The sequence below is a fragment of the Streptomyces sp. MUM 203J genome (assembly GCF_022414595.1).
Taxonomy (GTDB): domain Bacteria; phylum Actinomycetota; class Actinomycetes; order Streptomycetales; family Streptomycetaceae; genus Streptomyces.
The window spans coordinates 20,455-34,564 of sequence record NZ_JADWYO010000035.1; the positions used below are offsets into that span (position 1 = coordinate 20,455).

General features: G+C 72.6%; 10 protein-coding genes and 1 tRNA gene. 7 read left to right on the plus strand and 4 right to left on the minus strand.

Annotated features, from left to right (window positions below; all coding sequences use genetic code 11):
• Positions 1-3: 3 nt before the first annotated feature.
• The 6 genes from I3F58_RS18460 (at position 4) to I3F58_RS29425 (ending at position 7,326) form a co-directional block, all read left to right on the plus strand.
• Entirely contained in the window at positions 4-828 is an 825-nt protein-coding gene (locus I3F58_RS18460) for a class I SAM-dependent methyltransferase (protein WP_240109727.1), read from the plus strand.
• Between the two features lie 395 nt (positions 829-1,223).
• On the plus strand, positions 1,224-3,014 hold the full coding sequence (locus I3F58_RS18465; protein WP_240109728.1) for a hypothetical protein: 1,791 nt from the start codon (positions 1,224-1,226) through the stop codon (positions 3,012-3,014).
• Between the two features lie 93 nt (positions 3,015-3,107).
• Positions 3,108-4,454 (plus strand): aminotransferase class III-fold pyridoxal phosphate-dependent enzyme, encoded by a 1,347-nt coding sequence (locus tag I3F58_RS18470; protein ID WP_240109729.1) that lies wholly within the window; start codon positions 3,108-3,110, stop codon positions 4,452-4,454.
• On the plus strand, positions 4,447-5,277 hold the full coding sequence (locus I3F58_RS18475; RefSeq protein WP_240109730.1) for an APH(3') family aminoglycoside O-phosphotransferase: 831 nt from the start codon (positions 4,447-4,449) through the stop codon (positions 5,275-5,277). Before I3F58_RS18470 ends, I3F58_RS18475 begins: the two co-directional genes overlap by 8 nt.
• Positions 5,278-5,319: 42 nt before the next feature.
• Entirely contained in the window at positions 5,320-6,018 is a 699-nt protein-coding gene (locus tag I3F58_RS18480; RefSeq protein ID WP_240109731.1) for a PIG-L deacetylase family protein, read from the plus strand.
• A 123-nt stretch (positions 6,019-6,141) separates the two neighbouring features.
• Positions 6,142-7,326: a DUF371 domain-containing protein gene (locus I3F58_RS29425; protein ID WP_275678663.1), complete on the plus strand. Its 1,185-nt coding sequence runs from the start codon at positions 6,142-6,144 to the stop codon at positions 7,324-7,326.
• 25 nt (positions 7,327-7,351) lie between these two features.
• On the opposite strand, the gene kamB is transcribed toward I3F58_RS29425, so the two are convergent.
• Positions 7,352-8,014, minus strand: a complete 663-nt coding sequence (kamB, locus tag I3F58_RS18495; RefSeq protein ID WP_240109732.1) for a 16S rRNA (adenine(1408)-N(1))-methyltransferase KamB — start codon at positions 8,012-8,014, stop codon at positions 7,352-7,354.
• An 82-nt stretch (positions 8,015-8,096) separates the two neighbouring features.
• Here kamB and I3F58_RS18500 point away from each other — a divergent pair, with 82 nt between their 5' ends.
• On the plus strand, positions 8,097-9,263 hold the full coding sequence (locus I3F58_RS18500) for an epoxide hydrolase family protein (RefSeq protein WP_240109733.1): 1,167 nt from the start codon (positions 8,097-8,099) through the stop codon (positions 9,261-9,263).
• Positions 9,264-9,329: 66 nt separating this feature from the next.
• Here I3F58_RS18500 and I3F58_RS18505 read toward each other — a convergent pair.
• The 3 genes from I3F58_RS18505 to tmk form a co-directional block, all read right to left on the minus strand.
• A tRNA-Thr gene (locus I3F58_RS18505) sits at positions 9,330-9,403 on the minus strand.
• A 101-nt stretch (positions 9,404-9,504) separates the two neighbouring features.
• Positions 9,505-10,716: a DNA polymerase III subunit delta' gene (locus tag I3F58_RS18510; RefSeq protein WP_240109734.1), complete on the minus strand. Its 1,212-nt coding sequence runs from the start codon at positions 10,714-10,716 to the stop codon at positions 9,505-9,507.
• 98 nt (positions 10,717-10,814) lie between these two features.
• Entirely contained in the window at positions 10,815-14,060 is a 3,246-nt protein-coding gene (tmk, locus tag I3F58_RS18515) for a dTMP kinase (RefSeq protein ID WP_240109735.1), read from the minus strand.
• Positions 14,061-14,110 lie beyond the last annotated feature (50 nt).

Here is a 14,110-nt window from a genome sequence, read left to right on the forward strand (position 1 = left end):
TGGATGATCGGCGGCCTGTCAGCGAACGGATCCGGCGGCCCACATGGCCCCAACGGCAGGGGCTCCGGAGCCAAGCCCTCCCACGCGTACGCGGCCTGGGGCGACTACTGGGCTGGTGTCCTGGACGACTGGATCGGCGGCGAGATCGACGCCGACTGCCTCGCCGTGCTGTGCGACCTGGCGGACGGCGGCGACGTCCTGGAACTCGGCATCGGCACCGGCCGGGTGGCGATTCCGCTGGCCCGCAGCGGGCTCACCGTCCACGGATTCGAATTGTCCGACGCGATGATCGAGAAGCTGCGGGAGAAACCGTACGGCGACAAGATCACCGTGTTCCAGGACAACTATGTCGACGTGGCCGTGGAGGGAACCTACCGACTGGTCCCGTGGATCGACTGGGGTCCGGTGCTTCTGCATTCCCAGGAAGAGCAGCTCACCTGTTTTCGGAATGTCGCCAAGCGCCTGGAACCCGGTGGCTATTTCGTCATCGAGATGCCGATCCGGCTCCCCTTGCCGGACGGCCGGGGAAACGGCGACGGAAACGAGCATCTGGTCGTCGAGTCGATCAATCCGAGCAGCGTCGGACTGTGGGCCGTGGACTACAACCCGGTCGACCAGACCATGTTCACCCAGCAGGTCCTCCTGGAGGACGGATCGGTCACTGTGGCACCCGTCCGTATGCGCTATGCGAGCCCCTCGGAACTGGACCTGATGGCCCGGATGGCCGACCTGGAGCTCTGCCACCGCTGGGCCGACTGGCGGCGCTCTCCGATCACTTCGAGCAGTCAGTCGCACATCTCCGTCTATCGGAAGTCGCCTTCTGCCTGAGGACACTTCATGATCGAGAAAGCCCTGGCGGCCGAGAAGGCCGTCCCGGGACAGACTTCCGCAATTCTCTGGCTGCGAAGGGGAGTTGCGGGGTATTCTCCGGAGTGACCAAGGGGGACCACCTCGCACGGTTAATCATTGTCAGACGGCGCCTGACGCACCGATGGACGACAGCCCGCAAAGGCAGTCGCAGTGGTGCGCGGTCGAGGACAGGCGTGCGTCGGCGATTCCGGCGGTGAGCATGGTCCGACAGCTCGCGCGGCAGCGGTCCGCGCAGCGAGATCACAGCGCGTCCCTGCCCCACACACTCCACAGCCCACACACCCGGCAGCCTGCTCACGCCGTCTTCCCCTTCGTCCGTCCACGCGCAGCCGCCCATAGGTAAGGAGGAGGAAGTGGCGAGCGACACCAGCCATGGCACCCAGTCCTATTTCCGCGAAGACCACGATCTGCGAGGCGTGATCGACCCGGACTTCCTGGCACTGGGGCTCGGCGGTACCAACATGATGGCGATGCTCTGGAGCGTGGCCTGCGGCCGGCGTGCAGTCGGCGTGGAGATGCGCGGTGAGCCCTCGCTCGGCGTGCACTGGAACATCCGCGAGGACATGTACCACCAGTTCGGTCTCCTCGACGACATGATGATGGAGCGGTACGGTCCGGACGGGGTGCCCAAGCGCGGCGACGGGTCGGTCTTCCGGCTGTCGGACTGCTTCTACCACCCGGACACCATCGCCGGTCAGATCTCCGCCGACGAGGTGGTGAACAGCTTCGAGACCCGGATGCACGTCGGCGGCACGATCGACCACATCGAGTTCATCGACGACCGCTACCGGGACGGGGAGCCGAACCGGACCATCACCGTGACCCCGCCCGTCCCGGTGCCGCGGAAGCCGGACCCGTCCCTCATCCGCGCCGACATGGCCGAGGTGCTCGACGGCCCGTCCACGTTCCAGACCGCCGCCTCCGAGCTGCTGCGCATGTGGCGCCGCTATCTGGAGAAGATCGAGGAGATGGACCTGGCGCGCGGGCTTGCGGAGCCCCGCGTACGGCTGTTCCTCAAGCACCGGGTGATCACCGAGGACGGAGACGGGTTCATCCCCGGCCCGGACGGCCGACTGCGGGTCCGGATCGAGGAGGTCCAGGAGATGGACTACCGGGGCCGCTTCGTCCGCACCCGCGCCCCCGGCACCGAAGTCATCGACATCGGCGTCCCCGAACTCTTCGTGGTCGCGCAGGGTTTCTACAGCAGCGACGCCGAACGGCTCGGCTTCACCCAGCGGGACGTGAAGGTCGACCACAAGGACGGCCGCGGCCCGGTCGTGGCCCAGGCCGACTACCTCGCAGGCTTCTGCGAGGTGCTGGTCGACGGCCGGCTGCGCCGCCGGATCGCCTCGGAGTACGACAAGGACGGCAACGAGTACTGGGTCCGGCAGATCGCGGTCGGCCACGAGAACGACCCCGAGGTCGGCTGGCTCCTCGTCCAGGTCCCCGACTTCGAGACCTTCGACCCGATCGCGGAGGGCCTCGTCCCCGAGGACACTGACCGAACCTCGCCCGAGTACTTCGCCGGATACCAGCAGCTGCTGTACGAGTGCTATATCAAGCACGCGGCGAAGGTACTGGAACTGGAGCCGGAGGACCTCGCCAAGGTCCAGATGGACTACGGCCCCAAGCTGTTCAGCCTGGTGGAGCGGATCGGGGAGGACGCCCGGCTCGCGCCCAACGGCGTGGTCGCCGGCGACTCCTTCGGCAACGGTCACTTCCTGACCAGCGGCGGCGCCAACTGCGGGGTGATCGGTCATAGTTACCGGGTACTCCACTTCTGGCAGGCGCGGGACACGGGCGTCCCTGTCGCGGAGGCGATACGGACGCTCTCGGACGGCATCAAGCAGGACACCCTGGCCTGGCTGGCGGTGAGCGCCGGGGAGTTCAGCCAGGCGGCGCCCATCAACTTCGGCACCGACCGCATCCGGCAGATCGCGGAGGCCAGCGGTATCGACGAGGGCTCCCGGGCGAACACGATCGACGCCAGCAGGCGCTTCCGGCACAAGCTGGTCACCCTGGACTACTCCGACTGGCGACGGCTGTTCATCCGCGGGGGCAGGCTGCACACCGACGCCCTGCCCCCGCTCCAGGACAGCCATCCGGACGCCCGCGAGGCCAAGGAACCCGAGACGGTCAACTAGGCCACGTCCGGGGCGGGCCACGGCCGACCGGCTGACAAGCCGTGGCCCGCCTCGGAAACACACGTACCCACCTCGGCAAGTGAAGGGAAGTAGATGACTACTACGGGCGGTCAGAGCAACCTGGAGACGATCGAGCGAGCCCGGCGCGTCACGGCAGCCGAGGACTACGACATCGGGACGCGCTTCCCGTCGGTGTTCGTCAGCGCCGAAGGCTCCTGGATGCGGGACGTCGAGGGCAACCGCGTCCTCGACGTGACGGCGGCCAGCGGCTCGCTGCTGCTCGGCAACCGGCACCCCGCGGTCGTCGAAGCGGTGACCAAGTGCGTGGCCGAGCACGGCACCGTGTTCGCGAGCACGCTCTCCCTGCCCCGCCTGGAGCTGGCCGAGCGGCTGTGCGAGCGCTACCCGGCGGGCGAGAAGGCGGTGTTCTGCAAGACCGGCTCCGAGGCGACCCTCGCCGCGATCCGGCTCACGCGGGCCTACACCGGCCGCGACCTGATTCTGACCTCCGGCTACCACGGCTGGCACGACTGGCAGCTCACGTACCTGAACATGGGCTTCGACCCCGCCTCCCGCGTGGTCAACTTCGGCTACAACGAAACCGCGTTGGCCCGGCTGCTGGAGCAGTTCGGCAGCGAGATCGGCGGTGTCATCGTCACCCCCGAGCCCGCCTGGCTGGGCGCCGACTACTACCGTCGGCTCTCCGAACTGTGTGCCCGCCACGACGTGCCGTTCATCTTGGACGAGGTCATCACAGGCGTCCGCTGGGGCGCCCGCGGCCTGAACGGCACGGGCGGCGTCCCCGCCGACCTGATCACCGTCAGCAAGGGCCTGAGCAACGGCCACGCTCTGTCGGCCGTGCTCGGCAAGCGGGAGATCGTCGACGCGTACGACAAGGCCGGCATCGCGGGGACGTACACCCGCGAGGTCCCGCCGATGGCCGCCGCGCTCGCGGTGCTCGACGTCATCGAGGACGGCTCCGTCCACGAGCACTGCGAGAAGATGGGCCAGAAACTCAAGGACGGGATGCGGGAGATCCTCAAGAAGGTCGGAATCCCCGCCTACATCACCGGGCCGAACATGATGTTCGACGTCGTCGTCGAATCGGAGTCCCTGTCCTGGGACATCTACCGCGCGGCCTTCGACTACGGCGCCTACTTCGAGGACAGCGGTACGCACATGGTGACCGCCGCCTACGGCGACGAGGAGGTCGAACACGCCCTGCACGCCTTCGAGATGGGCGCCCAGCGGGTCGTCGCCACCCGCGAACCCGACTTCGGGGAGCTGCCGGAGGACCGCAGGATGGCCTTCCCGCTGGAGGCATTCGGCGGCAACATCCGCGACAACGAGACCGTGCTGAAGCGCATCGAGGACATCGTCCGGCAGGTCGAGCAGCGCGACCGCACCCTCGGTGGCACCCTCGACCCGGCATGTGGCTGAGGTGACCTCGGCGGCCGGGACGCCGCCCGCCTGGACGGCGTCCCGGTCCGTGCCGCGCGGCACCTGGACCCTGGTGGCCCGGCGCTCGTACGGCCCCCGGGTCTTCCGCGTCGACAGCGCGCGGGGCGGTGCCTACTACGTGAAGACCACCCCGGTGCGGGAGGCCGACACCCGCTTCCACCCGGTGGCCGAGGCGGAGCGGCTGGCGTGGCTGCGCGGCCACGGTCTGCCGGTACCCGAGGTGCTCGACGTGGGTGTACGGGACGGCCTGACGTGGCTGGTCACCACGGCCGTGCCGGGGCGTCCCGCGAGCGGCCCGTGGTCGGCGGCTGAGCGGCCCCGGGTGGTACGCGTGCTGGCCGAGGCCGCCGCGGCGCTGCACGCGCTGCCCGTCGGGGGCTGCCCCTTCGACGGGCGGCTGCGCACGACGCTGGCCTGGGCGGAGACCGCCGCGCACACGGGACGGGTGGACCTGGACGACCTGGACGAGCACCATCTCGGCTGGTCGGCAGGGAGACTGCTGGACGCGTTGCGAGGCACGCCAGCGCCGCCGGAGGACCCGGTGGTCTGCCATGGTGACCTGTGCCCGGACAACGTGCTGGTGGACCCTGACACCCTGGCCCTGACGGGGATCATCGACGCGGGGCGGCTGGGCGCGGCGGACCGGTGGCGGGACCTGGCGGTGGTGCTGCGCGAGCTGGGGGACGCGGGGGGCGCGTGGCCGGCCGCCGAGAGGCACGACGAGGCGTTCCTGCGCGGTTACGGGATCACGTACGACGCGCCGAAGGCGGACTTCTACCGCCTGCTGGACGAGTTCTTCTGATGCCTCGCTTCACCTTCTCCCGATGACGCTCGGAGTGTCGCCATGCCCGCTCGGGTCCTGCTGCTGTCCCCGCACCCGGACGACATCGCCTGGTCGCTCGGCTGCACGGTCTCCCGGATGCGGGCCGCCGGGGCGGCGTCGCTGTGTGTCGTCACGTTCTTCGGCCGCACCCGTTACGCCCCCGGACACTCGGCGCACGGGAGCGCGGAGGACGCGTCCCGGGTGCGGACACGGGAGGAGGCGGACTGGGCCGTACACGCTGAGGTGTCACTGCACCGGGCGCAACTCCCGGATTCGAGCCTGCGCGGCTACGACGACGACACCGAGATGGGGGCGCCGCCGGAACCGGAGGTCGTCCGCGAGACGGTCCGGATCCTGCGGGACACCGTCCGCCGGGTCCGCCCGTCGTTCGTCCTGGCGCCGCTGGCGGCCGGGGGGCACGTCGACCACGCTGCCGTACGGCAGGCGGCGCGGGAACCGCTACCCGGGACGGATGTCGTCTGGTACGAGGACCTGCCGTATGCCGCCGAGGGGGTACCGGCACCCGGCGGCTGCCCCCTGGTCGTACCGGCCGACGGGTACTGGGCGGCGAAGGAGGCAGGTGTACGGCACTTCCCGTCCCAGCAGCCGGACGAGGTCCTGCCTGTGCTGCGCCGGCACGCCGAGGCGGTGTCGGGCGAACGGCTATGGGCGCCGGACGCATGCACCGCGGACCGGCTGCGGGCGCTGCTGCTCTGCTGAAGTCGGCGTGCCCTCTGCCGGTACGCCCCTGGCGGCAGTCCGGCGATAGGGTGACCGGGCAGGTTCGGAGCGGCGCGTACCCCAGGTCAGCAGGGGGCACGCAGGGGCAGGAGGCGGCAGATCATGGACGACGGGATCCTGCGGCTCCGGTCCCACGGGCACGCCGCCGTACGCGGCACACACGGCAAGACCCTGGAGTTCGCCGTGGAGCCGGACATCACCGCCCGCGCCACCTGCGTGCTGGGCGTGGCCACGACCGTACACGGGGGTCCGGTCCCCCCGGTCGCGGGCCCGCTGCGGCTGACGATCACCGCGCGGGGCATCGGCGTGACCGTGCACGCGCTCGGCAACTCCCTGTGGCGGCCGGGCACCACGGCGGTCGTGCGGCGCAGCACCGAACGGCTCCCCAACACCCTGGCCACCGATGCCGACATGGCGGCGGCCGACCTGCCACGCGAACTGGTGCACGCGCTCACCGACCCGGACACCGCGGTGGACGTGCTGGTGGAGCGGGCGCCCGGCCCGGAGAACGGCACCTTGGTCCGTTACTGGGCAGCGCCCGGCCACGACCGGCGGCTGGCCGTCGAATGCGCGGCGGCTGACGTGATCCTGGCCGAGGACCGGGAGGCGCGGGCGGCGCTGGCCGGGTACGACGCGCTCGACGCTTCCGGCGCGCGGTCCCCGCGATCCGGCCGTGACGCGGAGGCCGCGGCGCGCGAGGCACTGGCCGAGGGCGGCAGGGTCCTGACGGTGGCAGCCGCTGCGGCGCCGGGCCCGTTGCCGCAGCTGCTCGACCGGACTGCCCGCCCCGTGGTCGAGGTCCTGAACCTCCCACCGGAGCTGGCGGTCTCCGCGGTGTCCCCGGTACGTGCCAGACGCCTCCTGGCGACGGAGGCACCGCCCCGCGAGGTCCCGCGCCTGGTGGCGACCCAGCCGGGCGCCGCCGTGACGTTCCGCTGCGCGGCCGAGGAGCTGCCCCGTGTGCTGGCGGAGGTGGACCGCCCGGCCGGCAGCCGTACGGTCAGCGTGGCGGAGGCCTCACTCCCCGGCGCGGAACGCCCCTGGTGGGGCCCGGCGACCGAGCTGAACTGGGACGGCCGGGGCGAGGTGGTGTGCCAGGTGGACCCGGTGGAGACCCCGGCGGGCGCCGCGGTGGCCGCCGTGGACCCGGCGGGACTGGTGGCGGCGCTGCTGGATCAGTCGCTGTCGACAAGGACCATCGCGATGGCGCTCGCGGCACAGCCTGGCTGGTCACGCAGAACGGCGTACGACTTCGTGCTGAAGGCAACCGGCGGTCGGAAGAACTGACCCCGCAAGAGACGGGCCCAGCGGATCAGTCCGGCTCCCCCGGATTGATCACCCCGGTCAGCCCAAGCACATCGAGCTGATCGCGGGAGGAGTTCAGCCGCCGGGTCCAGGACGTGGCCAGCGCCTCGATGGCGGCGCTGTCGAGGTACTCGGCGGCGTCCAGCCGCCACCCGCCGGGCGCGAGCGCGGGCACCAGGTCCCGCATGGCGGACTCGGGCGTCGGCTCCGGATGGTCCCCGACCTCGGGCACGGCCGGACGCCAGGCGTGCAGGTTCAAGGTGATGAGGAACGTGGCCTCGGGCACGCACACGCCCGCGAGGTCCCGCAGCATCTTCATGTCGGACCCGAGCATGCCGCGCAGCAGGCTCCCCCAGGGCATCAGCACATGGATCTCGGTGACCCCGTGCAGCTCTCCGGGCAGGCGCTCGGCCGAGGCCCACACGTACAGCAGGTTCGGCAGCCCGCCCTTGTTGGGTGAGGCGGAGGCCCTGGTCGCGACCTTGCGCATGTTGTCCTTGGCCGCGTCCAGCCCGATGACCAGGGTGTCGGGCTCACGCCGGGCGAGCTGGTAGGCGTGCTTGCCGTCGCCGGTGCCGACGTCCAGCACCACCTTCTTGTACCGCGAGAGCAGTTCCTCGAACTCGCTCCGGCCCAGCTCCACGACCCGCTTCCCGCTGACACGACGCATACGCTCAGCGTACCGGTGCGGCACCCGCTCCCGTACGCCGGAAGGGTCGCCCCCCTGGGCAAGCCCGTGGCAGCCTGAGCCGGTGACCTCCGACACGGCGACACAGCCCCCGCAGCCTTTCACGGTCGCGGTCGACGAAGAACTGCTGTCCGATCTCACCGCCCGATTGGAGCGCACCCGCTGGCCCTCCCCGGCACCGGGCGCCCCCTGGAGCCAGGGCACGGATCTCGGCTACCTGCGCGAGATCGTGGCGTACTGGGCCGAGAAGTTCGACTGGCGGGCGCAGGAGCGCAAGCTCAACGCCTTCGCCCACTACCGCACCCGCATCGAGGACACCCACATCCACTTCGTCCACCACCGGGCGGCCCACGGGGAGGGCATCCCCCTGATCCTCACCCACGGCTGGCCGAGCACGTTCGTGGAGCTGCTCCCCCTGGTCCCGCTGCTCACGGACCCCGGGGCGCACGGCATCGAGGGCCCCGCCTTCGACGTGGTGATCCCGTCCCTGCCCGGCTACTGCTTCTCGTCCCGCCCCGACCGCGCGCTGACGATGCGGGACACCGCCCGCCTCTGGCACACCCTGATGCGCGACCTCGGCTATGAGCGGTACGGCGTCCAGGGCGGCGACTTCGGATCCGGCATCGGTACGTTCCTGGCGCTCGACCAGCCGTCGGCGGTACGTGGCCTGCACCTGTCCAACATCGAGCTGTCCCCGTACCTGGGCCCGGGCGCCCCACCGCTCACCAAAGCCGAACGCGCCTATCTGGCCCAGGAGGAGCGCTGGCTGGAGGAGGAGGGCGGCTACAACCACGTCCAGTCCACGAAACCCCAGTCCCTCGCGTACGCCCTGACCGACTCCCCCACCGGCCTGGCCGCCTGGGTCCTGGAGAAGTGGCGCGCCTGGTCCGACAGCGAGGGCGACCTGGAAAGCCGCTTCACCCGGGACTTCCTCCTCACGACCCTGACCCTCCTCTGGGTGACCGACAGCATCGCCCCCTCGCTCCGCGACTACTACGACAACCGCGAGCTGTACGACTCCCTCACCGCCAGCGACCGCGTCCAGGTTCCCACGGCCATCGGCCTCTTCGGCAACGAGTACATCGACGACGGCACCCCGCCCCGCTCCTGGGCGGAACGCCTCTACACCGTCAACCACTGGACCGTCATGCCCTCAGGCGGCCACTTCGCCCCCACCGAGGAACCCCACCACCTGGCCCACGACCTGACCCGCTTCTTCGCCAACCTCTGACGCCACCACACCCCGCACAACGCCGGGAGCCCGGGTCGGACACATCCGACCCGGGCTCTCCAGCGGAGCCACCTGCGGGATTCGAACCCGCGACCTACGCATTACGAGTGCGTTGCTCTGGCCATCTGAGCTAAGGTGGCGCGCTGCTCTCACCCGTGGCGGGTGCAGCAGCGGGCCTAAGTCTACACAGGCGGAGAGGGTGCTCGTGCACACCCTTTCGGCGGGGGGGGGCGGGCCCGGGTCAGCCGGTACGGAGGGCCATGGTCATCGCTTCGACCGCGAGGAGGGGGGCCACGTTGCGGTCGAGGGCGTCGCGGCAGGCGAGGATCGCCTCGATGCGGCGCAGGGTGCTCTCCGGGGCCGAGTCGCGGGCGACCCGGTCGAGGGCGTCGCGGACGTCGTCGTTGGCGACGGCGGTGCCGGAGCCGAGCTGGAGGGCGAGGACGTCACGGTAGAAACCGGTGAGATCGCGGAGTGCCAGGTCGAGGGTGTCGCGCTGGGTACGGGTCCTTCGGCGCTTCTGCCGGTCCTCCAGGTCCTTCATCACACCTGCCGTACCGCGCGGCATCCGGCCGCCCTGGGCCGCGCCGAGCGCCGCCTTCAGTTCCTCGGTCTCCTTGACGTCGACCTCCTCCGCCAGCTGCTTGGCGTCCTCCCCGGCCGCGTCGATCAGCTCCTGTGCCGCTCTCAGACAGCCGCCGACGTCCTGGACGCGCAGGGGCAGCTTCAGCACGGCGGCGCGGCGGGCGCGGGCACGCTCGTCGGTGGCGAGCCTGCGGGCCCGCTCGATGTGGCCCTGCGTGGCGCGGGCGGCGGCTGCCGCCGCTTCCGGCTCGATGCCGTCACGTCGTACGAGAAGCTCCGCGACCGCCGTCACGGGCGGGGTCCGCAGGGTGAGGTGGCGGCAGCGGGAGCGGATCGTGGGCAGCACGTCCTCCAGGGACGGCGCGCACAGCAGCCACACGGTGCGGGGCGCGGGTTCCTCCACCGCCTTCAGCAGGACGTTCGCGGCGCCCTCGGTGAGGCGGTCGGCGTCCTCCAGCACGATGACCTGCCAGCGGCCGCCGGCCGGGGAGAGCTGGGCCCGGCGGACCAGGTCGCGGGTGTCCTTGACGCCGATGGAGAGCAGGTCGGTGCGGACGGCCTCCACATCGGCGTGCGTCCCGACGAGAGCGGTGTGGCAGCCCTCACAGAACCCGCAGCCGGGCTCGCCGCCGAGCGCCCGGTCGGGGCTGACGCACTGCAGGGCGGCGGCGAAGGCGCGGGCGGCGGTGTCCCGGCCGGCGCCGGGCGGGCCGGTGAACAGCCAGGCGTGCGTCATGGTCGACTTCGACGCGTCGGGCGGCGCCGTGCCCTGCGCCTCGGCGGTGACCAGCGCGTCCGCGTCCCGGGCGGCGGACGCGAGCTGCGCCTGGACACGGTCCTGGCCGACCAGGTCGTCCCATACGGGCATGGGTCACCGCCTCTCGTTCTGTGCCGGTGCGGGCGTTTCGCGGCCCGGGCCGCGGGTGTCGCTTCTCATTGTGGGGCAGGGGGCTGACAGTCCCCGGCTCAGCGGCGGCCACCGCCGCCCAGCGGGTCCCGGGGGTCCCCCGGGCCGTGGGGGTCGTGCGGTTCCTCGTCCTCGCGCGGGCCGAGCAGTTCGTCCGCCAGTGTCGGCAGGTCGTCCAGCGGGGTCTCCTCCGCCCAGTCGGGCCGGGCCCGCCTCGGGCGGCCCCCCTCGTCGACCTGCGGCAGCTCCCGCGTCCGGTCGTCCTCACCGGCCGGCTCCCGCGCACCCGCCGAGGGCTGGGCGTCGCCCGGGTGCCGGGCCTCGTCGCGGAAGAAGCCGGGCGGAACCCGGTCGTCCGGGCCGCGGTCGTCCCGTACCCGCTTCCGAGCGGGGTCCCGGACGGCATCCCGTACCGGAGGAAGCACGGTCGTCTCCGCGAGGTCGGACGCCGGCGCGTCCTCCTTGCGCATGCTGATGCGCTGGGTCTCGTCCTCGGCCGACGCGGGCGGAGCGGCGGTCTCCGCGGCGGCCGGGCGCTCGTCGCCCTTGCGCATGCTGATGCGCTGCGTCTCGGCGTCGTCCTTGCGCAGGTCGATGCGCGGGGTCGGCACCGTCTCCGCGAACTCGTCCGGGCGCACGACCGGCGTCGGCACCGTCACATCGTGCGGCGACACGGCGGGCGCGGCCGAAGCCGCGGCGGCCGCCTCCGCCGCGGCCTGGCGGCGGGCCTCCTCGGCACGCAGCAGCGCCTCCTCCGCCTTGCGCTGCTTCTCCCGGCGCCGCTCCTCGGCCTCGGCTCGCTGCCGGGCCTCCTCCTCGGCCTGCGCGCGCAGCCGCTCCTGCTCCTCCAGGCGGGCCTTCTCCTCGGCCTCGCGGCGCCGCCGTTCCTCCTCCGCGAGCCGCCGGGCCTCGGCCGCACGCTGGCGGGCCTCCTCGGCCTGCCGTTCCTCCTCGCGGCGCCGGGCCTCCTCCTCCTCGGCCTTGCGGCGGGCCTCCTCCTCGGCACGCAGCCTGGCGAGCTGCTCCTGGCGCTCGCGCTCCAGGCGCTCCTCCTCCGCCTTGCGCGCGGCCTCCTCCTCGGCCTTGCGGCGGGCCTCCTCCTCGGCGGCCTTGCGCGCCTCCTCCTGGGCCTTCACCTCGGCCTCGGACAGCGGCAGCATCTGGTCGAGCCGGTGCCGTACGACGGTGGTGACGGCCTCCGGCTCCTGGCCCGCGTCCACGACGAGGTAGCGGGAGGGGTCGGCGGCGGCCAGGGCCAGGAACCCGGCCCTCACGCGCCGGTGGAACTCGGCGGGCTCGGACTCCAGCCGGTCCGGGGCCTCCGTGAACCGCTCCCGGGCCGTCTCCGGCGACACGTCCAGGACGACGGTCAGGTGCGGTACGAGTCCGCCGGTCGCCCAGCGGGAGATGCGGGCGATCTCGGTCGGGGACAGGTCGCGGCCCGCGCCCTGGTAGGCGACGGACGAGTCGATGTACCGGTCGGTGATCACGACCGCGCCCCGCTCCAGGGCCGGGCGGACCAGCGAGTCGACATGCTCGGCGCGGTCGGCGGCGTACAGGAGGGCCTCGGCCCGGTGGGACAGCCCGGCGGACGACACGTCGAGCAGGATGGAGCGCAGCCGCTTGCCGATGGGGGTGGCTCCGGGCTCGCGGGTGACGACGACCTCGTGGCCCTTGGCCCTGATCCAGTCGGCCAGGGCCGCCACCTGCGTGGACTTCCCAGCGCCGTCGCCGCCCTCCAGAGCGATGAAGAAGCCGGAGGCGGCCGGGGCCTGCTCCGGGTCGGCGCCCCGGCGCAGCGCGTCGGCCAGGTCGCGGCGCAGCGGTACCCCGGACCGGTCGTCGGTCCTGGCCAGCACCAGCGCGGCGACGGGCAGCAGCAGCGCGCCGGCCAGCATGAGCGTGAAGGCGGCGCCGCCGTGGGCGAGGACGACGCTGTCGCCGGCCAGCCGGTGGTTGCCGAGGGCGGCGGCGAACAGGGGCGCGGCGAGCGCGCCGAGCCCGATGGCGACCCGGACGACCGCCTGGAGGTGCTCGGTGACGCGGGGCCTGCGGAACTCCTCGGTCTCCTGGTCGATCAGGGCGTGCCCGGTGTGCGCGGCGACCCCGGCGGCGTAACCCGCGAGGAGCGCCAGCAGCATGACGGTCGTGGTGTCCGGTACGAGGCCCATGACGAGCAGCGCGACCCCGGCGAACGCGAGTGCGAGGGCCAGCAGGCGGCGCCGGGACAACGCGGGCAGGACACCGCCCGCGCTCCGGATGCCCAGGCCGGTGCCCCCGACGAGGGCGAGGACCAGCAGGGCGTACGCGACAGGTCCCCCGCCGAGCCCGGCGGCGTGCAGGACGGCGACGGCGGCGGCGGACGCGATGGCTCCGGCGACGGCGGCGCAGGCCAGGACCAGCAGCGGTATCGCACCTGTACGGCCCTTCTCCACGCCGGTCCCGTTGGACGGACGGCGCAGGCCCTCCAGCGGGGACCGGGGGCGCGGGGTCGGTGTGCCCGGCAGGTGCAGGCCGGACAGGAGCGACGCGGACGCGGCGAAGAGACCGGCCGAGACGTACGAGCCGGGCGCGGCCTGGTGGATCTGGAACCAGTCGACGCCGAGCCCCAGCAGCCGCCCGGCGAGCGAGGCGACCAGCAGGACCGCTGCGGCCACCGGGATCACCGCGAAGTTCGTGCGCAGCGACAGGCGGCGCAGTGCGCCCAGGTGGTCGGGCAGCGGCCGGACGGCGGCGCCTTCGATGGGCGGCGCGGGCAGCAGTGCGGGAGCGGCGCTCTCCTTGGCGACGGCCCAGAACCGCTCGGCCACGCCCGCAAGGAAGGCGGTCAGCAGTACCAGATACAGCGCCTCGGCCGGGGTCCAGACGATCCACAGCGGCGCCACGACCAGCAGCGCGGCCCGCACCCCGTCGGCCGTGATCATGGTCCAGCGGCGGTCGAGCGGACCACCTGCGGCGATGAGCTGGGTCACCGGGCCGAGCAGGACGGCGCCGACGAGGAACGTGGACAGAGCGCGGGCGCCGAACACGGCGGCGACCGCGAAGGCCGCGCCGCGCGCGCCCGCCCCGAAGGTCTCCTCGGTGACTCCCGCCCGGACGGCGAGCAGGACCAGCACCAGCAGGGCCAGGGCATCGGCTGTCCCGCCGACGGCCTGGGCGCTCCACAGCCGCCGGAGCGGCTGGTTGCGCAGGAGGGCCCGTACCGCCCGCTCGCGGGAGTCCGCGGTCAGCGCGGCGTCGGTGTCGGCGCCCGAGGGGGCGTCCGGTACCGGCTGCTGCTCGGCTGGCTGCTCGGCTCGCGTCATCCTCTCAGCCTATCCGCCCCGGCCGACACGAATCCGCCCGCTGCCACGGG